Here is a 24745-nt window from a genome sequence, read left to right on the forward strand (position 1 = left end):
ATCCCATGAAACTCATATTTAAACCCTGTATATACCTGATGCTGATGCTTATGGCAGGAATGGTTACTTCCTGTACGCAGCAGGAAAAGCCTAAAGAAGCTGATACTGAAAAAGAAGCTGCTCCTGCACAGGCAAATACAGTAAGCCTTACTACAGCCCAAATTAAAACGGCCGGCATTGAACTGGGTAAGATAGAAATGAAGAACCTGGCCACGGCCATTAAGGCCAACGGGCTATTGTCCGTACCTAATCAGAACAAGGCTTTGGTAACTTCAGTTACCAACGGCACTATCAAAACCTTGACCGTACAGCCCGGAAACTATGTAAACAAAGGGCAGGTGATCGCCACCATATTAAATCCTGATATTGCTCAGTTACAGCAAGCTTCGCAAACAACCCAAGCCCAATTAACACTTGCGCAGCAGGAATATGAGCGCCAGAAAGAACTGGTGGCGGGCAATGCCGCACCGCTAAAGAACTTACAGAAAGCCGAAGCCGAACTGGCGGCATTAAAATCTACCAAGCGGTCACAGCAATTGCAGCTGTCGGCTATGGGGATCTCGCAATCTGCTACGAACAGCGGCCGTTTGGTGACCAGTATCCCCGTGGTCGCCCCCATCAGCGGTACGGTAAGCGAAGTGTCGGCACAGATCGGTTCCAACGTGGATGCGTCCACACCCATTGCGCAGATCGTAAACAATTCGCAGCTGCACCTCGATCTTTTTGTATTTGAAAAAGATCTGCCGAAGGTAAAGGCCGGGCAGCGCATCCACTTTACGCTCACCAACAGCGCGGGTAAGGAGTACGACGCAAAGATCTATTCTATCGGGACGGCTTTTGCCAGCCAGTCTAAAACGATCCCTGTTCATGCGGTGGTAATGGGCGATAAAACAGGTTTGATCGAAGGGATGAATGTAACGGCCATTATCAGTATCGGTAATGCTGTTTTACCGGCGGTGCCCTCAGAAGCTATCGTAAGCAACGGCGGGCAGGATTATATTTTTATGGTAAAGAAACAGGACGCCAAAGAAACGCTTTTTGAGCGTGTACCGGTAGCTAAGGGAGTTTCCGATATCGGGTTTACCGAGATAACGCCGGTAAAGAACCTGAAACCGGGTTCTACTATCGTGATCAAAAAAACATTCTTTGTCCTGGCTAAAATGGTGAATACCGGGGAGGAGGAATAGGTAATGAAAGAACTGGAAAGTCAGCTTATTGAAAAACAGATCAAACCGACGGCTATGCGGCTTGTTGTGCTGGATTTTTTGGTGAAACAGGAAAACGCGGTCAGTCTTACGGATATTGAACTAAACCTGGATAAAACAGACCGGGTAACCTTGTACAGGAGTATTAAAACTTTTGAAGAACATGGTTTGGTACACCGGATAGATGACGGAACGGGTACTACCAAGTTTGCCTTATGCCAGCCATCCTGTACGGTAGAAGGGCACCATGACCTGCACGTACATTTCTATTGCACGGTTTGCGAAGAAACACATTGTTTACCCAAAACACAGATTCCGGAGGTAAGGCTTCCGGCAGGATACGAAAGAGAGGAAACCAGCCTGCTGGTGAAAGGGGTTTGCGCGGAATGCAAAAGGACATATGCCTGATAGAACAGGTTAAATTACTGGTGAATTAAATTGTTAACATGCACATTCTGCTCATTACAGGACAATTCTTATTAAGCCTGTCGCTATTGGTCGTGGTCCATGAACTGGGGCATTTCCTGGCTGCTAAAGCTTTCGGGATACGGGTAGAGAAATTCTACCTGTTTTTCGATGCCTGGGGATTCAGCCTGTTTAAATTTTCTTATAAAGGCACCCTGTATGGAATAGGCTGGCTTCCCTTGGGAGGGTATATCAAAATGGCTGGTGTATTTGAAGATACAGAAGGAGCAAATACGAAGGGTGATGACCATGATGGTTTTTATACCAAACCGGTCTGGCAGCGCCTGGTTGTGATGTCCGGAGGGGTTATCATGAACATGGCCGTTGCTATACTGATCTTTTCATCACTTTCCGTTAAATATGGAAGTGGTTACATGCAGAAGATCAAAGCTGATTTTGGGATCATTCCTGCTGACGTTGGCAAAAAAGCCGGGTTATTGCCCGGTGACAGGATTATAGAGGTAAATGAAGATACGCTTTATTACCAGGATGAATTAACGAGCACCCGGATTTTGAAGGGAAATACCCTGCTCACGGTGGTGCGCTCGAAAGGAAAAGAGCGTATTCATTTGCATCTCAATGTTTCACCTGCTACGATCAGGTTGCTCGCTGATAAAGCGCCTACTGAGTTTTTTAAGATAGGAACACCATTTAAGATCGACTCCGTTTATTCCAACAGCGACCTTAAAGCCGCCGGATTCAGTAAAAGCGATAAGATAACCGCGGTTAACGGAAAGCCGGTAAACTACTATGAAGAGTTCATGGTAAAGCTTCGGGAAAATAAAGACAAACCTTTATTGCTGACGGTTGTCCATGACGGCAAGACCAGCCAGGTAGAAGCGCATCGAGATAAGGACGGACATATCGGGTTTTCGTTGGAAGCGGTACATCCGCCCGAAACAAAGCCGGTTCAGGTCACTTTACCGCAATCTGTATCCTTCGGCGCAGACCGTACCTGGTCGGTGTTTTCTGAAAATGCGCGTGGCGTTAAAGACATTCTGCAAGGCAGGGTGAAAGCGGCTGATGCGCTTACCGGGCCGGTAGGTATCGCTCTTCTTTTTGGCGAAGTCCCGGACTGGAAAAGATTTTGGGGGTTGATCGCGGTTTTATCAACAGCGCTTGCTTTTATTAACCTGATGCCGGTACCCGTTTTAGACGGCGGGCAAGTCCTGCTTTTAGCTATTGAAGCCCTTCGCGGAAAACGACTGAAACCGGTTGTAATCGAATATAGCCAAATGGCGGGATTAATCCTGTTAGGCCTGTTATCCCTATTTGTGATCTATAACGATATTACGAGACTGATTATGAAATGATCACTGAAAAATAGCTTCGGTAAAAAGATTGCAATACAGTTGCAGCCCTAACCGGCTTAAATTTGTTTGAAAATATACATCCCACTATCCCATCATATAATGAAAAAAGAAGCACCGAAAAAGAATACAAAAGGACAACCCCGGGTTGATACCTCTACGAGTAAAGAAAAAGAGGAAAAGGCACATCAGCACGATGAAAATGCGGCGGGCCACGACCATGACCACGGGGGCATGTTCGGCAAAAACACCGAACTGATCTTTGCCGCGTTGTCCGGGTTATTTCTTGCCCTGGGTTTTGGATTGTCTTTTGTGCACACCGTTCCCCCTATTACCAGTACCATACTTTATGGTATTGGCTATTTCTTTGGTGGATTTTACACGACGAAAGAAGCTTACGAGGCTATCAGCACGGGCAAATTCGAGATTGACTTTTTAATGCTGGTCGCGGCTGTCGGCGCGGCCTGTCTGGGCCAGTGGGCAGAGGGCGCGCTGCTTTTATTCCTGTTCAGCTTCGGGCACTCCCTCGAACATTATGCGATGGGTAAAGCGACCAAGTCCATAGCAGCGCTCGCCGACCTGGCTCCCAAAACAGCTATCGTACGCCGGGATGGCAAAGAAACAGAGGTACCTATTGAAGAACTGGTGCTGGGCGATATCATCATCGTTAAGCCAAACAGCAAAATTTCTGCTGACGGCGCGGTCATCAAAGGTGAAAGCAGTGTGAACCAGGCACCGATCACCGGTGAAAGTGTGCCGGTGGATAAATCCCCGGTAGTTGACCCGGATAAGGATCATGATGATAAAGCGCTGAAAGCCGAGAACAAAGTCTTTGCCGGAACGATCAACGGCAGCCAGGTACTGGAGATAAAAGTAACCAAGCTGGCAGCTGATTCTACTTTATCGCGACTTGTTAAGCTGGTCAATGACACAGAAGCGCAGAAGTCACCTACACAATTATTTACCGATAAGCTGCAGAAGTATTATGTACCTGCGGTGTTGGCATTGGTTGGGCTGTTACTACTTGCATTCCTGGTTATTGATGAACCTTTCAGCAAAAGTTTCTACCGGGCTATGGCGGTTCTGGTCGCTGCAAGTCCTTGTGCATTGGCCATATCCACCCCGAGTGCTGTTTTAAGCGCGATTGCCAGGGCCGCAAGAAGCGGCGTTTTAATCAAAGGTGGCGGTCCGTTGGAAGAACTGGGTGGCATTACTGCCATCGCGTTCGATAAAACCGGAACACTTACAGAAGGCAAGCCCCAGTTAACAGGTGTAGTGGCATTAGCTAAATTATCGGAAGATGAGGTGTTAGAAATCGCCATTGCCGTTGAGAAATTAAGTGACCACCCCTTAGCGGCAGCCATTGTTAAAGGAGGCCTGGAAAGATTAAAGCAAAAGGATATTCCATCGGCCAAGAACCTGCAGGCCGTTACCGGCCATGGTGTGAAAGCCACAGTAGGCACCAAAAAGATTATTATCGGCAACCGCAGCCTGTTCAAAAAATTGGCTGATGAAGTGCATACACAAGTAGAAAAACTGGAAAAGGAAGGCAACACAACGATGTTGGTGGAACAGGAAGGCGAAATCATCGGTTTGATCGCCTTGATGGATGTTCCCCGCAAGGAGGCTAAAAAGACGTTAAAGGAATTAAAAGATCTGGGCATAAAGCGCATGATCATGCTGACGGGCGACAACCAGCAGGTAGCCGAAGCCGTTGCCAAACAGGTCGGTATTACCGATGCGATGGGTGGTTTACTCCCGGAACAAAAGGTAAAGGCCATTCAGGACCTGATCAAAAAGGAGAAAAAAGTAGCTATGATCGGTGACGGTGTAAATGACGCACCCGCCATGGCTAAAAGCACGGTCGGTATCGCTATGGGTGCGGCAGGTTCAGATGTGGCTTTAGAAACCGCTGACATCGCGTTAATGGCTGACCGGTTAGATAACCTGCCGTTTGCTATCGGTTTAAGCCGTCAATCCCGCAGGATCATCAAGCAAAACCTGGTTGTAAGCCTGGGGATGGTTGCTATATTAATACCGGTAACTATTTTAGGCATAACCGGTATCGGCCCGGCGGTAATAGGCCACGAGGGCTCTACGTTGTTGGTGGTTTTCAATGGCCTCCGCTTACTGGTTTATCAAAATGGTCGTAAATGATCCGCAGGCATATCACATCTGAATTTAATAGGATAGCAGGAATAAGTATATTTGGTTTTTATCGCAATTACCATGAACGTCATTAAATCTTTACTGCTATTTATTTTGGCCGGCATATTCGAGATCGGCGGCGGTTACCTTATCTGGCAATGGCTTAAGGAAGACAAACCCTATTGGTACGGCCTGGCAGGTGCTGTGATTTTAGCCTTGTAGGCATTGTCGCTACCTGGCAAACAGCCAATTTTGGCCGTGTTTATGCAACATATGGCGGGGTATTTATCGTACTTGCACTCCTGTGGGCCTGGAAAGTGGATGGGTTTAAACCTGATCGCTGGGATATGATCGGCGCGGGCATCGCACTGATCGGCGCATGTATAATCATTTATATGCCGCGTCAGCCCATAGTTTAATTAGAACGTAACGCACTTGGCTATATCTATTATATGAAATGCCAGGATGCTTTTTTAAGCTCCGTCCTGTTTTAACGTTATTTGATTTGTAATGTATCTTTGCCTAAATGACCAAGCCGATTTTAATCAATGATTTCCTGCATCTCCATGACATCGTTCCTTTGATCGATGTTCGTACACCGGCAGAGTATGAACAGGGCCATGTGCCGGGCGCATTCAACGTGCCGTTGTTCAGTAATGAAGAACGGGTCAGGGTAGGCACGACTTACAAGCAGGTCGGCCGTGAAGAAGCAATACTGTTGGGCTTTGACTTAACCGGTTCTAAATGGTCTTCCTTTATTAAGGAAGCTTTGATTATTGCACCTGACAAAAGAATAGGTGTTCACTGCTGGCGTGGTGGTATGCGCAGCGGGGCTATGGCATGGGCACTCGATTTGTACGGCTTTGAAGTATTTTTGATACAGGGTGGCTACAAAAAATATAGGGGCTGGGTGCATCAGCAATTTGAACAGCCCTACAAGATTCAGATACTTGGAGGCATGACCGGATCAGGTAAAACAAAATTATTGCAACAACTTAGCGTTACAGGGGAGCAGGTAATTGACCTGGAAGACCTTGCACAACACCAGGGTTCATCTTATGGCAGTATGAATAAGCTGATACAGCCTACTCAGGAGCAGTTTGAAAACAACCTGGCCGGGAAATTAAAAGACATTGATAAAAAGGAAAAGGTATGGGTGGAAGATGAAAGCCTTACTATTGGTAAACGGTCTATACCCAACCCGTTCTGGCATCAGATGCGGGATGCAGCGATAATTGATATTAAAGTGGATGTACAGCGACGTGTTAATTCCCTGGCTGCTGAATACGGGTCTTTAGATAAGGATTTTCTGATGGAATCCACGGAACGTATCCGAAAACGGCTTGGCCCGGAGCAAACCAAATACGCTATAGAGGCCATCATGGAGGGGCGTATAAAAGATTTCGTAAAAATCGTGTTGGTCTATTATGATAAAACCTACCGAACCGGTTTGAGCAAAAGGGATATTTCCAAAGTATCGTCACTTGAGCTTGATGATACAGATATAGCCACACAGACTAATAATGTATTAAATTTCACAATCAACGCGCCAGCTAAATAATGGATACGACATCAATAAAACTTACTCAATATTCCCACGGCGCGGGTTGTGGCTGTAAGATCAGCCCTGCCATTTTAGATAAAATACTGCATAGTAATATCGCCTCCGTTGCCGATCCAAATTTGCTGGTTGGCAATGATAAAAGGGACGATGCTGCAGTGTTAGACCTTGGGAACGGCACCGCTTTGATCTCTACTACCGACTTTTTTATGCCGATTGTTGATGATGCGTACGATTTCGGGCGTATCGCTTCTGCTAATGCCATCAGCGACGTTTATGCGATGGGCGGTAAACCGGTTTTAGCGATTGCTATTTTAGGATGGCCGATTGATAAACTTCCACCTGAAGTAGCTCAAAAAGTTTTAGAAGGTTCCCGGGCCGTCTGCGCCGAAGCCGGTATTACCTTAGCAGGTGGCCATAGCATTGATTGCCCTGAGCCGGTATTCGGCTTGTCAGTAAACGGTGTAGTTAATATTCCGCAATTGAAACAAAACTCCACGGCAACCCCCGGTTGTAAATTATATCTTACCAAAGCTTTAGGGGTTGGTATTTTGTCAACGGCTCAAAAAAGAGGCGTATTATTACCGGAAGATGCAGCTATTGCACTAAAGAGTATGACCACATTAAACAAGCTGGGCGAAGTATTCGGGAAGATGGATGATGTAAAGGCCATGACGGATGTAACCGGTTTTGGTTTGCTGGGGCACCTTTCTGAAATGTGTGAAGGCAGCGGCTTGTCGGCAGTGATCGAATTTAATAAAGTGCCGGTGATCCCTTCTTTAGCAGGTTACCTCGAACAAAAATGCTTTCCAGGTGGTACCGGCCGTAATTGGAGCAGTTATGGGCGTAAGATAGGGCCGCTGACCGCAGAACAGCAATATATACTGGCCGACCCGCAAACAAGTGGCGGCCTGCTGGTAGCCGTTGCCGAAGAAGGGGCGGCGGCTTTTGAAGCAAAATTACAAAGCCTTGGACACAGTTTAGCACCTATCGGCTGGCTAAAGGTGCCGGACAACGATGCGCTGATAACGGTGATTTGATGTTTAATTGATACCTTGCTTTTTAAAACTGCAGAACAGGAAGTTTTGCCTGGTTTGAAAGGGGGTGATATGGTCTTCACTGATACACCGGATCTTTTCAAAATCTTTTTTTAACTGGCTTTGCAATTGGACTTCCGTATATTGTTTGATCGGCAGGCCACTGCATTTATCCGGGCCGTTTTCAGAAAAGGTGCCAACCACCATATAATTATTGATCGCCCTGCCCGCGATTTGCAGGTAAGCTGCGATCTGGCTTTTACTGGTCAGGAAATGAAAAGTCGCCCGATTATGCCATAAGTCAAAATGATCATTCGTTTTAAATTCGGTAATGTCAGATACCACCCATTTAACCAGTTCGCTTTTAGCACCTAACCTGGCTTGGGCTTTTTGTATGGCGGCGGCGGATATGTCCAGCACGGTGATATTAACAAAGCCCTCCTTTAAAAGAAATCCACCAGGTTACTGTCCCCACCACCAATGTCAATGATACTGGCGTTTTTAGATAACTGAAACCCGTGAATAAAATCCAGGGATGTTCGCGGGACAGCTTGCGTCCAGCTAACCTGATCGGGAGTTTTGTTGGTATAAACATCATCCCAGTGCGCTTTTTGACTATCTTTCATGGATTAACCACATATTTACAGTTTAAAGGTCTATATTATTATCATCAAATGAAAAATAAAATACTGATTACAATTTGCAGCCTGCTCATTGCCGGGTTATGGCCTTCCGAAACTACAGCGCAAACATCCCCGGTAGCAGTGCCGTCTATCCTGAATAATTATCCCTGGAAGGACAGTGAGTTAATAGCGCCTGCCGTTTTAGCCGCTAACTTAAAGGAGCCCCCGGCTAAATGGCCAATGATATTAAATATCGGCGCGGTCGAAGATATCAAAGGAGCCAAACACATCGGCGCGGTTAGCAAAGATGAAAATATGAAGTTGCTTAGAAAGACCGTTGCCGCGCTGCCTAAAAACACGGTCATCGTGGTTTATTGCGGTTGCTGCCCGTTTAGCAAATGTCCGAACATCAGGCCCGCTTTCCTGGAAATGAAAAAAATGGGGTTTACACATGTTGAATTATTAAACCTGCCTGTCAACCTGCAAACCAATTGGGTTGCTAAAGGTTACCCATTGGCAGGAAGCTGATCGGAATTTACTTAGGCTGATCAGATGCATATCTTATTAGAATAATGAATAAAAAGGCAGCGTCAGTATCATTCTTCAACGCATTAAAAGATTCCTTTCAGGTCTTAAAGAACCGTCTTTTCTCTTTATTATATTTCGCGGAAGCTATCAGCTTGCTGGGGGACGCTTTTACCTGGGTTGGCCTGGCCTTGTTATCCTACCAGTTTGGCCGGGAGCGTTCGGCCATTATTTTAGCAACGGCTTTGACCCTTCGGGTTACCGCATTCATTCTCTTTTCTCCTTTTGCCGGTGTGCTGGCTGATCGTGTGAGCCGTAAAACCATTTTATATACTACCCATTTTGTCCGAATGGCGATTGTCGCCTGTTTACCTTTTGTTACCCAGGAATGGCAGATCTATGCGCTTGTCTTTTTGCTCAATATATTTAATGCCTTTTTTACGCCCACTTACCGCGCTGTAATACCACAGGTGGTAGACCATGCGCACTACCGGCAGGCGGTAGGCTTGTCTACGGCAACTTTTCAAATATTAGGTGTCTTAGGGCCGGGTTTAGCCGGGATACTGGCTGTGTGGTTCGGCGCAAGGCAGATCTTTTTTATCGATGCGGCCTCCTTCGTGCTGGCCGCTGTTTTGATATTGCTGCTTCCTGCTACTCAATTGCAACATGCTGTAAAGAAAAATGAAAAGGCTTTTACTGCCTGGCATGACGCGGTCAAAGGCATTAAACTACTATTTAAAAATCCGCTGATCCGGTTTGCGCTTTTCATTGAATTTGTCTCGGCGATTGCGGGTGCGCAGATATTGGTTAATTCCGTCGGTCACATTAAAAGTGGCTTGCATTTAGGCGACAAGCAGTATGGCTGGGTGATGGCTGCATTTGGTATCGGTGCCAGTATCGCGGCATTTGTCGCAGGTAGCCTGGATAAAACGAAGTCCCGGCGTTTATCTCTGATAGCCGGTGCTTTGGTATTGTCGGTCACTATTTCCATTACGAATTTCGTAGCATATCCCGTGATGTTGATATTGTGGCTTTTTGCGGGTTTAGGGCAAAGCCTGGCGGAAATGCCTTCGGAAACGTTGATCGGTGAAAACATTGCCGAAAACGAACAGGGCAAAGTTTATGGTTCGCATTTTGCTTTTTCTCATTTATGGTGGGCCATCGCTTATCCGATAGCCGGATTTTTGGGCAGCCGTTATGCCGGTAAAGATTTTTTATACGGCGGGCTTATCTCTATGCTGCTTTTAGGAATAGCGCTATTCTTAATGAAAAAGCAAACTAAAATTAAGTCTTAAGCGTTTACTGTTTATTAAGTAACATGATCATCACTTTATCGGGTCTCACTTTCCGGGTATCATCCCGTTTAGCTGAACCTATCCAATCAATAACCTTGCTTATAGGATTTAGACAAGCTTGCAAAACGCATTCGCCTCTAATTCCTGAGCTAACAAAACCTGCAACCTTGCAGGCGTTCCTTCTGTATGTTCTTTTTTAAGCATTATCGTTATTCTTTAGTGTTAAAAACACGGAAACATTTCTGTCCCCGGCACTTAACCTTGATTTACATCGTTAAGGTCTGATATAGTAACTTTCCAAAATTTATATATTAGTAAAATGAGAAGAATAGGTTTTTTTGTACTATCACTTACAATGTTACTAACGTTAAGTTCACTGTCAGACGACCGGAATTTGATCGGTAAGGGAGAGCAACCACAAGTAAGTATAGATACCAAAGGGATAATTAGGGTAATATTCGGATCTGCCGATCAGATATTTTGTGTTGCCTCAACAGATCATGGCGTATCGTTCAGCAACCCGGCACTCGTTGCCAAATTACCCGAAATGCACTTAGGTATGGCCAGGGGCCCACAACTGGCAAGTTCAAAAAACTTTTCTGTGATCACCGCTATGGATAAATCCGGCAATATCCACTGGTATCGCCTTGCTCATGCTACCGGTATTTGGAAGAGCATGGGCATCCTCAATGATCAGCGTGGGTCAGCTCCCGAGGGATTAATGAGTATTGCCGCTGACGATCAGGATCATTTTTATGCGGCATGGCTGGACATCCGCACCGGCAATCATAACCAGATCTATTTTTCATCCTTATCAGGCAGTAATACCAAATGGTTTAAAAATACTATGGCCTACCAATCACCCGACCAGCACGTTTGTGAGTGCTGTAAACCCAGCATAGCAGTGCAGGGTTCTTCGGTTGCTATCATGTTCCGCAACTGGCTGAACGGTTCGCGCGACCTGTATGTAAGCCGTTCGTCCGACATGGGGCGAACCTTCGGGGTAGCGGAAAAGATGGGCATGGATACCTGGAAACTGAACGGCTGCCCGATGGATGGCGGAGGACTGCGGATCAGTCCGGCCAGCGCGGTACAGACAGTATGGCAACGGAAAGGCAATATTTATTATGCAACTCCCGGCGAGCCGGAAACCTATCTGGCCAGGGGAAGGACCTGTAGTATTGCCGGCAACGGACAAAATCCACTGATTACTTATCAAACAGGTGATACGCTGAATGTGATCGCTTTCCCTCAAAAAACACCAAGGATGGTCGGAACCGGCGGCTATGTGAAAGCGGTGCAGTTAAGCGCGACCGGCAATCTTTTCGTATGGGAACAGAAGAACCAGATCAGGTTCCGAAAAATGTAAAAACTAAACCTTGCGAAAATAAGCATGGTTATATTGGTTACCCCAGAGACAAACAATCTTTTCCGGTTTATCCGCAAAAAATTCATCATACGCCATTTTGACACCGGGGTTAATATCGAGGCCTTCAACTCCGGTGGAAGCATCAAAATAATCCATCATGATACAAACCGAATTTTTCGGCATACGGGGATAGATGCTTTCAAAACAATGCAGCATCACAGCCTTGTGCTCGATTTTATCACCGCCGAAACCGCAGTCGATGTGCACAAACGCTATTTCAGCGGGCAATTCATGCGGCAGGGTTGTTTTAAAATCCCCCTTATGCACAATCGGCTGTTTTAGCTTCGCCTTGTTAAAATTGGCCTTTAGTTCTTCTTCAACACTTCCTTTGACCTTGAAGGAGGCGAAAAAGCTATCGTAAAGGTGCAATTGCTTATCAGAGGCATTCAACTCGATCACCTTTTGAAAAATGAGCGCACATTGTCCGGTGAAACACCCTAATTCTACCACGTCACCGGGAACCCCGTTAAAAATGACCGAATCCAGCAAGTGGTAATAGTTGATCCGCTGCTCGGGCGTATTCATATCTATATTGGTATCGAGCTGCTTTACCTGGTAGCCCGTTTGCATGAACCGCAGTCCTTTATTAACAAACTCAATTAACGCGGAGCGTTTTTTCTCATTTACGGCGTAAGGTTTTTTAACAAGGAAATAATTGTCCATGACGTAAAGGTTGAAATCGTGTGTTTAGACATTAGTTCATACTATCAACTAATATTCAATGATAGGAAAATAGTTTTAAAATCCATCAGAAAAAATAACACGGTATTCTGTAAACCTTTAGCAGAATCCTGTAAAGGCTATGGTCCCGCGCAAGAGTAAATTTGTATGTAAATGAAACAGATGGCAGCAGAACCTATTATCACACAGACTTTCCCCGTAACCGGTATGACCTGCGCCGGTTGCGCCTCCAGCGTAGAGTCGATGATCGGCGTACAAAAAGGCGTCGAAAAAGCAGAGGTGAACTTTGCAACACAAACAGTTAAGGTCGCCTATGATCCGGCTATCGTTCAGCCCGTAGGCTTGCAACGATCTGTACAATCGGTCGGTTATGACCTCATCATCGATACGGTAAACGGAAAAGAAAAGCAGGATCAGGCACAGCGGGATCATTACCGCGAACTGAAAAGAAATATCATCTGGGCCGGTATGCTGACCCTGCCTGTTGTCGCAATCGGCATGTTTTTTATGAACATCCCCTACGCTAATTATATCATGCTGGTATTAGCTGCCCCTGTCCTGGTTATCGCCGGCAAAAACTTTTTTACCGGCGCGTGGAAGCAGGCAAAACACAGGCGGGCGAATATGGATACGCTGGTAGCCATGAGTACCGGGATTGCTTTTCTATTCAGCGTTTTCAATACGGTCTACCCGGAGTTCTGGCACCGCAGGGGCCTGCATCCCCATATTTATTATGAGGCAGCTTCGGTCGTCATCGTGTTTATTATGCTGGGGAAACTATTGGAAGAGCGTGCGAAATCCAATACTTCTTCCGCAATCAAAAAGCTGATCGGACTACAGCCAAAGACCGTATTGCTGATTACGCCGGAAGGTGAAAAAATTACGCCTGTAGAAGATGTAGATATTGGCGACCTGCTGCTGGTCCGTCCGGGCGAAAAGATTCCGGTGGACGGTATCGTGGAGCAGGGTAGCTCTTATGTTGATGAGAGCATGATCAGCGGCGAAGCCGTTGCGGTGGAAAAAAAGACCAGCGACCGCGTTTTTGCGGGCACGATCAATCAAAAAGGCAGTTTTCGGTTCCGCGCAGAAAAGGTCGGACGTGAAACCCTGTTGGGGCAGATCATCAGCCTGGTGCAGGAAGCACAGGGCTCTAAAGCCCCGGTACAAAAAATGGTGGATAAGATTGCCGGAGTCTTTGTTCCGGTGGTGATGCTCATCGCCTTACTGACTTTGGGTGCTTGGCTGTTATTTGGCGGCCAGCAAGCCATGACACAGGGGCTCCTGGCTATGGTTACCGTATTGGTGATCGCTTGCCCCTGCGCTTTAGGGCTGGCTACACCAACGGCTGTTATGGTGGGTATCGGCAAAGGAGCCGAAAACGGCATCTTGATCAAAGACGCGGAAGCCCTTGAACTGGGCTATAAAGTTAACGCAGTCATTTTTGATAAGACAGGAACGATCACGGAGGGCAAGCCCGTGGTCACCGAGCTGATCTGGGCAAAGCAGGCAGCCGGTGAAAAAGAAGCTTTAGGGGCGATATTATTAGGGCTGGAGCAGCAATCTGAACATCCGCTGGCAGCGGCGGTGGTCAGCTATCTGAAGGAATTAAAGATAGAGGCCGTAGCGTCCGGTTACTTTCACAGTCTGACCGGCCAGGGTATCGAGGGATTGTTTAAGGGGCAGCCTTTTTATGCCGGCAACCTTAAATTGGTTGAATCCTGTAAGACCTTTGTACCGGATGAACTCCGGGTAGCTGCCGATGCGCTTTCGCAAACAGGGAAAACGGTGATTTATTTTGCCTCTCATTTAACCGTACTGGCTATTGTAGCCATGCAGGACCGGGTAAAACCCAGTTCCGCCAAAGCCATCAAAGAATTGAAGGCCGCTGGGATCGCCGTCTATATGCTTACCGGGGATCATGCATCTACTGCAAAGCAGATTGGGAAAGAGGCAGGGATCAGCGACATCATTGCGGGCGCGATGCCGGCTGATAAAGCGGAATTTGTAAAGACATTGCAAAACCGCGGAAAGATCGTGGCAATGGTTGGCGATGGCATTAATGACAGCCAGGCGCTGGCCCAGGCAAACCTTTCTATCGCAATGGGCCATGGTTCGGACATTGCCATAGATGTAGCCCGGATCACACTGGTATCTTCTGATCTCTTGCAGATTCCCAAAGCGCTTAAGTTATCCAGGCTAACCGTGCGTACAATCCGGCAAAACCTGTTCTGGGCGTTTATTTATAACCTGATCGGCATACCGTTAGCCGCGGGTGTTTTGTACCCCGTGAACGGCTTCCTGCTCAACCCGATGATCGCCGGGGCGGCAATGGCGCTAAGTTCTGTGTCTGTCGTCAGTAATAGCCTGCGGCTTAAATATTCAAAAATTAATTTTTAATAAAATAAACAAATGGAAACTTTAAAATTCAAGACCACCATCAAATGCGGTGGTTGCATATCAAGTGTTACCCCCGTCCTCGATCATTTAGAAGGTATAGAAAAGTGGGAAGTGGATACTGTGAACCCCGATAAGATCCTTACGGTAACGGCAGCAACAGCATTGAAGCCGGAAACGGTGATCAGCGCATTGGCAGCCAAAGGCTACCTGGCGGAGGCCATGTAGGTAAATCTAACAATGATAAGCCCCCGGACCGGTAGGTTCGGTGGACTTATATGATTATCAGGAAAATAAGCTAAATTTAAACAATTGTAACATTCTTGTGTAGTAGTAAATAATGAGGAAATTTGGTGCTTTTAGCTTGGCTGCGTTTTACCTGTTGTTAACAACAGGTGTGTTCGTATGCCTGGTGCATTGTAGTGCCGAATATATGCTCGGAAAGCCCGCACAGGCGATGGCCGCCCATAAAGACGATGATCAAGATGGCCACGACCATGAAGCGATGCTCCCTGCCGGACATGATGATAATCATGAGAAAGGAAAAGCGCACGATCATAAAAAAACCTGCGGAGGAGGAAAAGACTGCAGTTGTTGTAATCAGCATGATAATTACGTCGTTAAGGAGAATACTTCCGGATCGGCTGAACTTCAGCTGACCGCTTTACAGGTTGCTATAATCCCCTTACCCTATCATGCGCTGGCACCGGTGCATCGTATTTACCAGGCCAAAGTATCGTGGCATAATGCAACGGGACCGCCGCGCGCTGCCGAAGAGCAACTATTTATTAAATTCCGCTCCCTTCTGATCTGATTCAAGCTTTGCTGCAATTCTGCGGCCTGAAGAACTATTGCCTTCATTTTCTTTTAGCTTGAATTAAACATGACACTATATATCAAAAATATGGTTTGCGACCGCTGCATCATGGTCGTTAAACAACAACTGGAAAACTCAGGTTTCCGTATTATTTCGATAACGCTGGGTAGCGCTGTTGTCCAGCCCGAACCTGATGCTGTTCAGATAAGTTCTATTTCTTCCTCCCTGAAGCTGCTTGGCTTTGAACTGATCGATAATGAAAAGGACCGCGTTGTACAGCGTATCAAGGACCTGATCATTGAAAAAATACATCACAGTGACCTTGCGGACAGCCACCTCAGTTTTTCAGATTACCTTTCCGACCGGGTGCATAAGGATTACACTTATCTCAGCCGGATGTTCTCGGAATCGGAAGATACGACCATTGAGAAGTATATTATTCAGCAAAAGATAGAAAAGGTCAAAGAGCTGCTGGAATACGGCGAGCTCAATATGAACGAGATCGCCTGGAAGATGGGTTACAGCAGCAGCGCTCATTTATCTGCGCAGTTCAAAAGCATCACCGGTTTTACGCCCAGCCAGTTCAAGGTTTCCGGACAACGGCAGCGTAAGGCTATTGATAAAATCTAAATGTCCCTTTAAAAAGACTACCATGAAAAACAACATATTTACCGTTCTTTTCATCTTAACAAGTTTGCACCTTATGGCGCAGCAAGGGCAGATGAAAAGCTCCACAGCTACTCTGAATGACCATACCATTACACCTGGTAAGCGGGTAACCTACGACCTGTATATCAAAGACAGTATCGTAAACTATTCCAACAAACCCGCGCACGCAATGGCCATCAACGGACAAATACCCGGCCCCGAACTTCAATTTACCGAAGGGGATACCGCTTACATTACGGTGCATAACCTGATGAGTGCTGAAACTTCACTGCACTGGCACGGTATTCTCATCCCGAACCAGTATGACGGCGTACCTTATTTAACTACCGTACCCATTAAGCCCAATACTTCGCACGTTTTCGTTTTTCCGCTCAAACAAACCGGGACGTATTGGTATCACAGCCATTCCATGCTTGAAGAACAATCGGGGCTCTACGGCTCAATTGTGATCCATCCTCAGAAAAAGGCCGTCCAATTTCCGGAGCAGGTGCTGCTATTCTCGGATTGGACAGATAAAAAACCAAGCCAGGTTTTACGGATGCTTAAACGGCAAACCGACTGGTTTGCCATACAAAAGGGCTCGGTACAAAGCTATGGCGAGGCGGCATCAACGGGCTACTTCAGCGATAAGCTGAAACAGGAATGGATGCGGATGCCAGCTATGGATATTTCAGATGTAAAATACGACCGCTTTTTGGTGAATGGCACAACAGGTGCCGATCTGTCCAAATTTACTCCGGGAGAAACGGTTAGGCTAAGGCTGATCGACGGGTCATCTTCCACTTATTTTTGGATACAGTTTGCCGGGGGCAAAATGACGGTAGTAGCTGCCGACGGACTTGAGGTAAAGCCGGTTGTGGTTGATAAGCTGCTCATCGGTATCGCCGAAACTTACGATGTACTGGTCACCATACCCAAAAGCGGAAAATATGAGTTCAGGGCAACTGCGCAGGATGTCTCCGGAAAGGTGTCGGCTTATTTTGGATCGGGGCAGACTACAAGCGCACCCGATATCCCCAAAATTCCCTATTTTAAAATGATGCACAGTATGAACAATATGATGGCGGGGATGAACGGCATGGCAATGGGGGCAGTGGCATCTGATAAGGTAAAAAATGATGGACTGAAACTCGGCATGGACAAAGGCGACAAAATGAATATGGATGGTATTGGAATGGGCGACATGAAAATGAAGAAAGATACCATGCCCATGAAACCTGTGAGTAAAAAAGACATGAAGATGGATGAGATGGGCGATATGGATATGAGCGGCATGAAGGCCATGAAAATGAAAAAAGACACAACGCCCATGAAAGCTAAGCTGATGGATAAAATGGATATGAAGATGGACGACATGGGCGATATGGATATGAACGGAATGAACGGAATGAAGGATGACGGCCGTGGTATTAAAATGGAACATGGCGGGTCCATGATGCTGAGTATGGGCGGCGAAGGCAAAATACTCACTTATGCTATGCTGCAAGCCAAAAACCCTACCATTATCGATGAAAGTCACCCGGTACGTACTTACCAGCTTTACCTTACCGGGAATATGTTGCGTTATGTATGGTCTATCAATAATCAGGTACTTTCCGAGGCTGACCGTTTACTTATCAAAAAGGGAGACCGCGTTAGATTTGTGATACACAATACCACCATGATGGAACACCCTATGCATCTTCATGGGCATTTCTTTAGGGTGCTGAACGGTCAAGGCGACTTTTCGCCGCTTAAACATACGGTAAGCGTAGAACCCATGAAAACCCAGGTGATCGAGTTTGAGGCCGATGCCGCGCACGATTGGTTTTTCCATTGCCACGTACTATACCACATGATGGGCGGTATGGCTCGTGTTGTACGATATGCCGATTCGCCAAGCAATCCCGAGGTTGATAAATACCAGCCGTCTAACCCGCTGATCAATGACGACCGCCATTGGTTTTTGTGGGGCTCCGCGGCAATTCATTCTCAGGGTAGTTCCGGCTCCTGGTTTTTGAGCAATACACGTTATGAAAGTAATATAGATTACAGGGTAAGTTACGATGGCCGCTATGAGGTAGAACCCCGTTTTCAGCGTTACCTGGACCACCGGCAGTTTTTTGCAGCATATATTGGCGGCGATTTCAGCGATGATGTAAAAGGCAACCCGCCGGGCAAGGGTGGTGAACAGATAGGCGTAGTAGGTTTACGCTACCTTTTGCCCCTGTTCTTTCAAACCGACTTGCGTGTAAGCCACAAAGGCCGCGTAAGGTTTATGATAGGGAGGCAGGATATTCCTCTTACCGCGAGGCTGCGGCTTGGTGTTTCTTACAATACCGACGATGAGTACCAGATCGGCACTTCTTACGTGTTGGGGAGAAACTTCGCGCTATCTGCCAACTATGATAACCAGTATGGATTTGGCGGAGGCTTGACATTGATCTATTAACCAACTGATTTATAAAATTTAAAAATTAATTAAATATGGAAAAGATGAATAATGGAAGCTATAAAACTTTTGCACTGACCATGATAATTTCGTTCATCCTGATGTACGGGATCATGTTTCTGAATGTTGATGAAGCGGATCATATTTACCTCAGCATGACCCGCTTTTATATGACTCTGATGATGGTGGCGGCGATGGCTTTACTGATGCTGGCTACAATGGGCATGATGTATAAAAACAAAAGGCTTAACCTTATTATCGGTATAGTGGGTATTGCTGTATTCTGCCTTTCCCTTGTCGGTGTGAGAACACAGACATTAGTTGGCGACGTGCAATATATGAAGGGAATGATCCCGCACCATTCCATTGCTATCATGACCAGTAAAAATGCCCATATCAAAGACCCTGAAGTACGCAAGCTTGCAGATGGCATCATTGCAGCCCAGGAGAAAGAGATTGCGGAGATGAAAGCGATTTTAGCCAGGATGAAAAAGCAATAAATCATACACAGCAGCTGATCATTAACATTTATCGATCAGCTGTTTTTTAATTTTATACAATTGCTTGATATGATTTGATAAATATCGGTTATCTTTAAGCCTTTAGGCTAAGTGCTACATGAAAAAAAACTGTGCGATAATTATGACATCATTTTACCTGTTGTTAACAACAGGTGTTTATGCGTGTCTGTTGCATTGCACGGCAGATTATATTTCCGCAAACCTATTGAAAAGCGCAGCCATTCATGCTGTAACTGAGGAACACGAACATGATGAAAAAGGCGAAGATGACGATTGCCGGAAGGGCGATTGTGACTGCTGCTATCACCACGGCAGCTATGTTGTAAAAGAAAACTACCATCCGGTTGCTGATTACAAATTGACCGCGATCCACGTGGCGATTATTCCTCCAGACCGTCAGCTTTTCTTTTATGTGCCGGAAATATTTATGCCGGTCATCAGCTGGCCCAGATCGACCGGGCCGCCATATTTTCGAAGCCGCCCACTTTACATTTCCAACAGGACTCTTCTTATCTGATTTTAACTGCCGCGAATCTGCGGCCTGGATTGCTATTTCCATATATCGCCAGCGCGATGAGCATTCCTATCGTTAAAAATTTCTTGCCATTATCTTATTAGCCATTTCCATGTGAAATGTTCAACCGGACAGGCAATGCTGTTTAGCATTGCGGCCTGATCTGTTGCATATATGCATTTTCGAAATCAGTTAAAGAGCTTTAAGGTACTGGTTTGCATACAAATCAAATATTAAGTAATCCTAACCATATTTTAAATGAGCAACTATTTTATTACTCAGCCGCCTTTCGGAAAATTAAAAGGAAAATCATCGCTTATCGCCTTCGCCAATAAAGTTCTAAGATTTATGAAAACAGGTTATACGGTAAGCCCTGTTGACACCATTGTTGACATGAACACTCTTGAGCAGCGAATTAACTATTATCACTTATTAGAGCATGTGCTGGACGCGGATATCCCGGGCGACGTTATAGAACTCGGCACTTTTACCGGGCAATGCGCCATGTTGTTCCAAAAAGTACTTGAGCAACATCAATCCGTTAAAACGCTTCACCTTTATGACACTTTCGAATCAAAATACACTATAAAAGGAAGTGTGGAAGAACAACTTATCCAAAACTTTAAAAATGCAGGACTTTCATTGCCGGTTTTACATAAAGGGTTATTTGAAGATACGATCCCTGGCCAGCTGCCGGCACAGATTTCATTCGTTCATATTGATTGTGGTTTTGGGGGTGATCGGTACCAGCATAAAAGCGTTATAACTCATTGCCTGGAAGCAGTATATCCCAAAATGCCGAAAGGTTCAGTTTGCATACTCATGGACTATTACGATGAGGCAGTTAACGGGGTCGGTTTTGATGCCCATCCGGGTGTTAAAATGGCCTGTGACGAATTTTTAAAAGACAAACCGGAAACCGTAAGCTGTTTATATGGCAATCAGTATTATCATGGATTTTTCAGGAAGAAGTAGTTGGTAGCGGTTCGGTTTTCTATCATAAAGACTTTTATGCTTAGAAAACTGTGTCCGTTCATTTTTAACCGTGACCAACCTTACCTGAACTTGTGTAAGGATCACTTTTCAGACAATAAAAATCTTACAGCAATGAAAGAAGACATTATTTACGGTATTCAAAATCAATTTGGTGCAAAAAGAACAATTAAAATTGTTCCTGAAACAGAACCTAAAACGAATACCGGTATCTGTATTACCGGTGCATTTCACCTATTCTACATGATGATGATGAATGCAAATCTGCCGCCCGCTCCTATGGAAATGGACACCTATATGTGTTTTGCAGGGAGCCTGTGTTTTATGGACGACGCCTTCCACGACTGGCATTATGATGGTAAAACCTTCGCAGAAGCAGAAATAGATCAGATCGTTAAAATCATTCAGGATAATGTAAAGGAATGGCTGGACCAGGGCGATATTCCCCTTATTCTTGAAGAATAACATTTGGAAATCAGATAACTGAATGATACCCGAGCGATGAACGAATGCCTGCATTAATATCCTGCCAGGTAACATATATGCGTCGGGAATAGCGAATGATTGTATGTGAAGAAAAAAACGGCCGCAGATTATAAGGGTTGTGATATTTTGATCAGATTGATATAGTTTGTTTTAACTTATCTAAATTAGGACGTCCGTTATATGCCGGCAACCCATTTATAACATATGAATGAACATTTACAATCTATAATCAGCCAATACAAAAACGACAGGGAATCCGTTTATAATACCTGGTTTATTAATAATGAAGAGCGGTTAAAGGCCTTTCGTTCGATCCGCAGGGGTGTCCTGCAGGTTATCGACGATATCAAGTGCAACCGTTTTGGCAACGACTTCAAAGGTACTTCACTGGAATTTGTGCTTTCCTGTATTACGGAACAGAAACAGGTTTTTGAAGGTGCTTCGCACCCTTTTTACTGGAAACCTAAATTGAGAATACCGGACATTTATGAGAACCAGGCGAATAAAACAGCGTTCGGACAGTTCCTTGAAAACTGCATCCATGCAAAAAACGAGCAGCAGGTGGTCAAAGAAATTGAAAAACTGGATGCACTGAAGATCAAAGGACTTGGCCCTGCTGTAGCCAGTATCCTGTATTTTCTGCACCCTACCTGGATACCTCCTTTTAATACGGCGATCATTAACGGGTTTAATTATTTGTTCAAGGATAAAAAGAAATTGGGGAGCTGGAGCGAGTACCTGAAGATCAGGGAGGTCATTATGGATATGAACCGGAAGCACTGCAATGAGTTGTCGCTGGATACCGGTGCTTTAGCGGGGCTGCTTTTTGAGATCGGGACGCAGAAGCTGCTTTTGGGCAAAGACGAGTATCTGTCGGAGACGGAGCGTAGCCGGCTTGAAAAACTCATCGAAAAACGGCACAAGGACAAACGTACGGAAATGGCAGATGAGCATCTTCATAATGAAATGCAATATCACCTGTTAAAGATTGGGCATGCACTGGGCTACGATGTCATCGCGGCATCAAACGACCGTTCCAAAAGCTGGGATGGAAGTAAGTTCAGCTTTATTTCACTGGCTGACTTTCCGCAGCTCTCCCTTGAAAAAGAAGTGCTGAACACTGTCAAACTGATCGATGTACTTTGGTTTCAAAAAGGCACGTCAAAAGTGATCGCTGCCTTTGAAGTGGAAAAAAGCACCAGTATCTATTCCGGCATCCTGCGTTTAACGGACCTGAGCTGCAGCCTGAATAATAAGGAGGAAGTACTGTATCTCGTTGTTCCTGATCAGCGGGAGAAAGATGTGCTCATGCAGCTTTCCAGACCATCTATCCGGCAGGGTAATATGGAAATGAAATATATCTGCTTTTCGGACCTGCGGCAGCATTGCGACGCGCTGTGCAAATTTGGCGACGATCATGCGATCATGCAAAAAATAGCAAGAGTAGCGGTTTGATCAATTTCTATCAAAATATAAGAATATGACGGAATTATATAAATCTGTCGCATTACTAATTTTTAAGTTTGTATGGAAATGAAAGGTAAAGCACTGATATTGTTATTTGTATTCCTGCTCAACACGGTCGCCGGGTTGAGCTGTGCCTTACATATGGCTCATCGGGAACTTCGTGAGGTGAAAGATCATCACGGGCACCGGCACGCCATCGGATCTGCAGTTCATCAACATACGGCAAACAAAACCATGGTGTCACCAAATGACCCCTGCTGCCAAGGTGCCGTCAATAACTTTATTTCGCAGGCTAAACAAATTCCGGCCGGCAATACCACCGTGGTTATACCACCCTTTTTCTTTATCAGTCACCCAATTGATTTTTTTTTGAACCCGGTGAGTGATATGTGTTTGCCCCAACTCAAAGTTACGGATGAGCGGCGACGGCCTCCTGACACGGATATCCGGGTTTCCATACAAAGTTTCCTGATCTGATTAGAATAGTCTGAATATATAATGGCTACGCCATGCTTTATAGTATACTATGTCAATAATCAATTTAAAAGATCATGAAAAAAATATTTTTAATAGCAGCGCTGATCGCGACCGCGTTTACTCAACAACTTTTCGCTCAAGGTGCCAAATCAACCGTATTGAGCCCGTTGCTGACTTCCTATTATAGCGTGAAAAACGCACTCATTGCTTCCGCAAGTCCTGAGGCGGCTGCAGGCTCAGCTGAATTTGTGAAATTATTGAGCGCAGTGGACATGAAATCACTACCGGCAGCTGATATGGAAGCGTTTATGTCCTTGCAGGAGAAACTGTCAGCCGATGCCAGACGTATTTCTGAAAGCAAGAATATCTCCCTTCAAAGGGAGCGATTTGCCAATTTATCCGCCAATTTTTTCAAGCTGGCTAAGGCCGTTAAACTGACCGACCAAGCTGTATACTACGACTACTGCCCGATGAAGAAGAGTTACTGGCTATCTGCTGATGCCTCAATCAAAAACCCATATTATGGCAACCAGATGCTTACCTGCGGCAAAGTGAGCGAAACCCTGAACAAATAATCAACGGGAGTAATGAACACCCTGCTAAATGATTTTACTTCGTTTAGCAGGGCTACTATGTTACCATAAAAATTACGTCATGAAAAATCTGATCATCGTCGTTGCCTTTGCTGCAACTTCATTAACCATAGCAGCCTGCAATAATTCAAATAAGCCTGTTGCTTCAAGCACAACTGACACTACTAAAATGGCCTCATCAACCGGAAAACAGGCAGCTCAAACAAAACCGGCGGTAAAAAGTCTTCTTGACAATTACCTGCAATTAAAGAATGCGCTCGCCGCTGATAATAGCGACGACGCTGCCACCGCAGGAAAAGCAATCGCGGCAGGCTTCGCCAATTTTGATCAAACCGCCTTGACTGTTACTCAAAAGAAGTCTTTTGCCGACATTCAAGGGGATGCTAAAGAAATGGCCGAACATATTGGCGAAAGCGCTGGGAAGTTACCCCACCAGCGGGAGCATTTCGAGATGCTGAGCCAGGATATGGTCGATCTTGTTAAACTATTCGGCGCGGGAGAATCCTTATACGTTGATCATTGCCCCATGTATAACAATAACAAAGGAGCTGACTGGCTAAGCGAAACCAAAGCAATCAAAAACCCCTATCTGGGTACTAAAATGCCAACCTGCGGGTCTGTTAAAGAAGAAATCAAATAAGTCATGAAACGGATGTTCAAACGTTTGCTAGGTGTTGCCCTGCTTTTGTTCACCGCTATACAGTTCATCTCCCGTGATCATAACGAAACGGGCAATACGCCTGTCCATGATATCTCCGGCGTTTATCATCTACCTGCCGGCGTCGGGCTGATCCTGAAAAGATCCTGTTATGATTGCCACAGCAATCAAACGGAATACCCCTGGTATGCCAGGCTACAGCCGGTACGGCTGTTGATGGATCGGCATGTGCGGGATGGAAAGGCTGAATTAAATTTTAATGCGTTCGGAACTTACAGCGCCCGAAAACAAAGGAGCAAATTGCGGGCGATAGGTGAAAGCCTGGAGGAGGGTTCCATGCCCTTGTCTTCCTACACGCTGCTTCACCGGGACGCGATCCTTTCCAAGGCGGAACAAATATTATTAATGAATTGGGTTAAACAAACATCGGATAGCCTGTAGAAAAA

The 24745-nt window shown here is 45.7% G+C and carries 26 protein-coding genes and 1 pseudogene; 24 read left to right on the forward strand and 3 right to left on the reverse strand.

All coding sequences use genetic code 11. The annotated features are described in order from the left end of the window. The first annotated feature begins 5 nt into the window (after positions 1-5). From E2R65_RS10505 to selD, 7 genes and pseudogenes are all read left to right on the forward strand, one after another. A complete protein-coding gene (locus tag E2R65_RS10505) occupies positions 6-1187 on the forward strand; it encodes an efflux RND transporter periplasmic adaptor subunit (RefSeq protein ID WP_134336444.1) in 1182 nt (393 codons plus the stop codon). A 3-nt stretch (positions 1188-1190) separates the two neighbouring features. Next, the gene (locus E2R65_RS10510; RefSeq protein WP_134336445.1) at positions 1191-1613 is read left to right on the forward strand and encodes a Fur family transcriptional regulator; all 423 of its coding nucleotides are present in this window, start codon (positions 1191-1193) and stop codon (positions 1611-1613) included. Positions 1614-1651: 38 nt separating this feature from the next. Beyond that, complete coding sequence (rseP, locus tag E2R65_RS10515; RefSeq protein ID WP_134336446.1) at positions 1652-2983, forward strand: RIP metalloprotease RseP; 1332 nt, start codon at positions 1652-1654, stop codon at positions 2981-2983. Between the two features lie 99 nt (positions 2984-3082). Further along, positions 3083-5137, forward strand: a complete 2055-nt coding sequence (locus E2R65_RS10520; protein WP_134336447.1) for a heavy metal translocating P-type ATPase — start codon at positions 3083-3085, stop codon at positions 5135-5137. Between the two features lie 72 nt (positions 5138-5209). Then, positions 5210-5547 (forward strand): annotated as a pseudogene (locus tag E2R65_RS10525) (YnfA family protein). A 107-nt stretch (positions 5548-5654) separates the two neighbouring features. Next, a complete protein-coding gene (mnmH, locus tag E2R65_RS10530) occupies positions 5655-6689 on the forward strand; it encodes a tRNA 2-selenouridine(34) synthase MnmH (RefSeq protein WP_134336448.1) in 1035 nt (344 codons plus the stop codon). Next, positions 6689-7729 carry a selenide, water dikinase SelD gene (selD, locus tag E2R65_RS10535; RefSeq protein ID WP_134336449.1) on the forward strand — a complete coding sequence of 347 codons (1041 nt, stop codon included), beginning with the start codon at positions 6689-6691 and terminating at the stop codon, positions 7727-7729. Before mnmH ends, selD begins: the two co-directional genes overlap by 1 nt. A 3-nt stretch (positions 7730-7732) precedes the next feature. On the opposite strand, the gene E2R65_RS10540 is transcribed toward selD, so the two are convergent. Together E2R65_RS10540 and E2R65_RS19825 are read right to left on the reverse strand one after the other, a co-directional pair. Further along, the gene (locus E2R65_RS10540) at positions 7733-8146 is read right to left on the reverse strand and encodes a class I SAM-dependent methyltransferase (protein WP_229704634.1); all 414 of its coding nucleotides are present in this window, start codon (positions 8144-8146) and stop codon (positions 7733-7735) included. Between the two features lie 23 nt (positions 8147-8169). Continuing rightward, the gene (locus tag E2R65_RS19825) at positions 8170-8352 is read right to left on the reverse strand and encodes a hypothetical protein (protein ID WP_229704635.1); all 183 of its coding nucleotides are present in this window, start codon (positions 8350-8352) and stop codon (positions 8170-8172) included. 48 nt (positions 8353-8400) lie between these two features. Here E2R65_RS19825 and E2R65_RS10545 point away from each other — a divergent pair, with 48 nt between their 5' ends. The 3 genes from E2R65_RS10545 (at position 8401) to E2R65_RS10555 (ending at position 11538) form a co-directional block, all read left to right on the forward strand. Then, a complete protein-coding gene (locus E2R65_RS10545; RefSeq protein WP_117383577.1) occupies positions 8401-8877 on the forward strand; it encodes a rhodanese-like domain-containing protein in 477 nt (158 codons plus the stop codon). A 44-nt stretch (positions 8878-8921) separates the two neighbouring features. Beyond that, on the forward strand, positions 8922-10169 hold the full coding sequence (locus tag E2R65_RS10550; protein WP_134336450.1) for an MFS transporter: 1248 nt from the start codon (positions 8922-8924) through the stop codon (positions 10167-10169). Positions 10170-10524: 355 nt separating this feature from the next. Beyond that, complete coding sequence (locus tag E2R65_RS10555; RefSeq protein ID WP_134336451.1) at positions 10525-11538, forward strand: hypothetical protein; 1014 nt, start codon at positions 10525-10527, stop codon at positions 11536-11538. A gap of 3 nt (positions 11539-11541) precedes the next feature. On the opposite strand, the gene E2R65_RS10560 is transcribed toward E2R65_RS10555, so the two are convergent. Next, positions 11542-12261 carry a TylF/MycF/NovP-related O-methyltransferase gene (locus E2R65_RS10560; RefSeq protein ID WP_134336452.1) on the reverse strand — a complete coding sequence of 240 codons (720 nt, stop codon included), beginning with the start codon at positions 12259-12261 and terminating at the stop codon, positions 11542-11544. 171 nt (positions 12262-12432) lie between these two features. On the opposite strand from E2R65_RS10560, the gene E2R65_RS10565 reads away from it, so the two are divergent. From E2R65_RS10565 to E2R65_RS10630, 14 genes are all read left to right on the forward strand, one after another. After that, the gene (locus E2R65_RS10565; protein WP_134336453.1) at positions 12433-14676 is read left to right on the forward strand and encodes a heavy metal translocating P-type ATPase; all 2244 of its coding nucleotides are present in this window, start codon (positions 12433-12435) and stop codon (positions 14674-14676) included. Positions 14677-14688: 12 nt separating this feature from the next. Beyond that, a complete protein-coding gene (locus E2R65_RS10570) occupies positions 14689-14901 on the forward strand; it encodes a heavy-metal-associated domain-containing protein (RefSeq protein ID WP_134336454.1) in 213 nt (70 codons plus the stop codon). Positions 14902-15013: 112 nt separating this feature from the next. Beyond that, positions 15014-15487, forward strand: coding sequence for a hypothetical protein (locus E2R65_RS10575; RefSeq protein ID WP_134336455.1), 474 nt, complete (start codon positions 15014-15016; stop codon positions 15485-15487). A gap of 69 nt (positions 15488-15556) precedes the next feature. After that, on the forward strand, positions 15557-16120 hold the full coding sequence (locus tag E2R65_RS10580; RefSeq protein WP_134336456.1) for a helix-turn-helix domain-containing protein: 564 nt from the start codon (positions 15557-15559) through the stop codon (positions 16118-16120). A 22-nt stretch (positions 16121-16142) separates the two neighbouring features. Further along, positions 16143-18590, forward strand: a complete 2448-nt coding sequence (locus E2R65_RS10585; protein ID WP_134336457.1) for a multicopper oxidase domain-containing protein — start codon at positions 16143-16145, stop codon at positions 18588-18590. Between the two features lie 35 nt (positions 18591-18625). Beyond that, on the forward strand, positions 18626-19090 hold the full coding sequence (locus E2R65_RS10590; RefSeq protein WP_229704636.1) for a DUF305 domain-containing protein: 465 nt from the start codon (positions 18626-18628) through the stop codon (positions 19088-19090). Positions 19091-19232: 142 nt separating this feature from the next. Beyond that, a complete protein-coding gene (locus E2R65_RS10595) occupies positions 19233-19628 on the forward strand; it encodes a hypothetical protein (RefSeq protein WP_158285250.1) in 396 nt (131 codons plus the stop codon). A gap of 255 nt (positions 19629-19883) precedes the next feature. Beyond that, positions 19884-20600, forward strand: a complete 717-nt coding sequence (locus tag E2R65_RS10600; protein WP_134336459.1) for a TylF/MycF/NovP-related O-methyltransferase — start codon at positions 19884-19886, stop codon at positions 20598-20600. Positions 20601-20732: 132 nt separating this feature from the next. Continuing rightward, entirely contained in the window at positions 20733-21083 is a 351-nt protein-coding gene (locus E2R65_RS10605) for a hypothetical protein (protein ID WP_134336460.1), read from the forward strand. A 225-nt stretch (positions 21084-21308) separates the two neighbouring features. Beyond that, on the forward strand, positions 21309-22559 hold the full coding sequence (locus E2R65_RS10610; RefSeq protein WP_134336461.1) for a hypothetical protein: 1251 nt from the start codon (positions 21309-21311) through the stop codon (positions 22557-22559). A gap of 72 nt (positions 22560-22631) precedes the next feature. Next, positions 22632-23048: a hypothetical protein gene (locus E2R65_RS10615; protein WP_158285251.1), complete on the forward strand. Its 417-nt coding sequence runs from the start codon at positions 22632-22634 to the stop codon at positions 23046-23048. A 74-nt stretch (positions 23049-23122) separates the two neighbouring features. Continuing rightward, positions 23123-23623, forward strand: coding sequence for a DUF3347 domain-containing protein (locus E2R65_RS10620; protein ID WP_134336463.1), 501 nt, complete (start codon positions 23123-23125; stop codon positions 23621-23623). Between the two features lie 79 nt (positions 23624-23702). Continuing rightward, positions 23703-24281, forward strand: a complete 579-nt coding sequence (locus tag E2R65_RS10625; protein WP_158285252.1) for a DUF3347 domain-containing protein — start codon at positions 23703-23705, stop codon at positions 24279-24281. A 3-nt stretch (positions 24282-24284) separates the two neighbouring features. Beyond that, positions 24285-24740 (forward strand): heme-binding domain-containing protein, encoded by a 456-nt coding sequence (locus E2R65_RS10630; protein ID WP_134336465.1) that lies wholly within the window; start codon positions 24285-24287, stop codon positions 24738-24740. Positions 24741-24745 lie beyond the last annotated feature (5 nt).

Source organism: Mucilaginibacter phyllosphaerae (assembly GCF_004378255.1).
GTDB classification, from domain to species: Bacteria; Bacteroidota; Bacteroidia; order Sphingobacteriales; family Sphingobacteriaceae; genus Mucilaginibacter; species Mucilaginibacter phyllosphaerae.

What these genes read in the sequence shown, in the direction of transcription:
- E2R65_RS10520 (WP_134336447.1), top strand. Translation starts at nt 3,083, where the DNA reads ATGAAAAAAGAAGCACCGAAAAAGAATACAAAAGGACAACCCCGGGTT.
- E2R65_RS10600 (WP_134336459.1), top strand. Translation starts at nt 19,884, where the DNA reads ATGAGCAACTATTTTATTACTCAGCCGCCTTTCGGAAAATTAAAAGGA.
- selD (WP_134336449.1), top strand. Translation starts at nt 6,689, where the DNA reads ATGGATACGACATCAATAAAACTTACTCAATATTCCCACGGCGCGGGT.
- E2R65_RS10575 (WP_134336455.1), top strand. Translation starts at nt 15,014, where the DNA reads ATGAGGAAATTTGGTGCTTTTAGCTTGGCTGCGTTTTACCTGTTGTTA.
- E2R65_RS10560 (WP_134336452.1), bottom strand. Translation starts at nt 12,261, where the DNA reads ATGGACAATTATTTCCTTGTTAAAAAACCTTACGCCGTAAATGAGAAA.
- E2R65_RS10570 (WP_134336454.1), top strand. Translation starts at nt 14,689, where the DNA reads ATGGAAACTTTAAAATTCAAGACCACCATCAAATGCGGTGGTTGCATA.
- E2R65_RS10590 (WP_229704636.1), top strand. Translation starts at nt 18,626, where the DNA reads ATGGAAAAGATGAATAATGGAAGCTATAAAACTTTTGCACTGACCATG.
- E2R65_RS10625 (WP_158285252.1), top strand. Translation starts at nt 23,703, where the DNA reads ATGAAAAATCTGATCATCGTCGTTGCCTTTGCTGCAACTTCATTAACC.
- E2R65_RS10545 (WP_117383577.1), top strand. Translation starts at nt 8,401, where the DNA reads ATGAAAAATAAAATACTGATTACAATTTGCAGCCTGCTCATTGCCGGG.
- rseP (WP_134336446.1), top strand. Translation starts at nt 1,652, where the DNA reads ATGCACATTCTGCTCATTACAGGACAATTCTTATTAAGCCTGTCGCTA.
- E2R65_RS10610 (WP_134336461.1), top strand. Translation starts at nt 21,309, where the DNA reads ATGAATGAACATTTACAATCTATAATCAGCCAATACAAAAACGACAGG.
- E2R65_RS10510 (WP_134336445.1), top strand. Translation starts at nt 1,191, where the DNA reads ATGAAAGAACTGGAAAGTCAGCTTATTGAAAAACAGATCAAACCGACG.
- E2R65_RS10555 (WP_134336451.1), top strand. Translation starts at nt 10,525, where the DNA reads ATGTTACTAACGTTAAGTTCACTGTCAGACGACCGGAATTTGATCGGT.
- E2R65_RS10615 (WP_158285251.1), top strand. Translation starts at nt 22,632, where the DNA reads ATGGAAATGAAAGGTAAAGCACTGATATTGTTATTTGTATTCCTGCTC.
- E2R65_RS10565 (WP_134336453.1), top strand. Translation starts at nt 12,433, where the DNA reads ATGAAACAGATGGCAGCAGAACCTATTATCACACAGACTTTCCCCGTA.
- E2R65_RS10585 (WP_134336457.1), top strand. Translation starts at nt 16,143, where the DNA reads ATGAAAAACAACATATTTACCGTTCTTTTCATCTTAACAAGTTTGCAC.
- E2R65_RS10620 (WP_134336463.1), top strand. Translation starts at nt 23,123, where the DNA reads ATGAAAAAAATATTTTTAATAGCAGCGCTGATCGCGACCGCGTTTACT.
- E2R65_RS10605 (WP_134336460.1), top strand. Translation starts at nt 20,733, where the DNA reads ATGAAAGAAGACATTATTTACGGTATTCAAAATCAATTTGGTGCAAAA.
- E2R65_RS19825 (WP_229704635.1), bottom strand. Translation starts at nt 8,352, where the DNA reads ATGAAAGATAGTCAAAAAGCGCACTGGGATGATGTTTATACCAACAAA.
- E2R65_RS10580 (WP_134336456.1), top strand. Translation starts at nt 15,557, where the DNA reads ATGACACTATATATCAAAAATATGGTTTGCGACCGCTGCATCATGGTC.
- E2R65_RS10550 (WP_134336450.1), top strand. Translation starts at nt 8,922, where the DNA reads ATGAATAAAAAGGCAGCGTCAGTATCATTCTTCAACGCATTAAAAGAT.
- mnmH (WP_134336448.1), top strand. Translation starts at nt 5,655, where the DNA reads ATGACCAAGCCGATTTTAATCAATGATTTCCTGCATCTCCATGACATC.
- E2R65_RS10505 (WP_134336444.1), top strand. Translation starts at nt 6, where the DNA reads ATGAAACTCATATTTAAACCCTGTATATACCTGATGCTGATGCTTATG.
- E2R65_RS10595 (WP_158285250.1), top strand. Translation starts at nt 19,233, where the DNA reads ATGACATCATTTTACCTGTTGTTAACAACAGGTGTTTATGCGTGTCTG.
- E2R65_RS10630 (WP_134336465.1), top strand. Translation starts at nt 24,285, where the DNA reads ATGAAACGGATGTTCAAACGTTTGCTAGGTGTTGCCCTGCTTTTGTTC.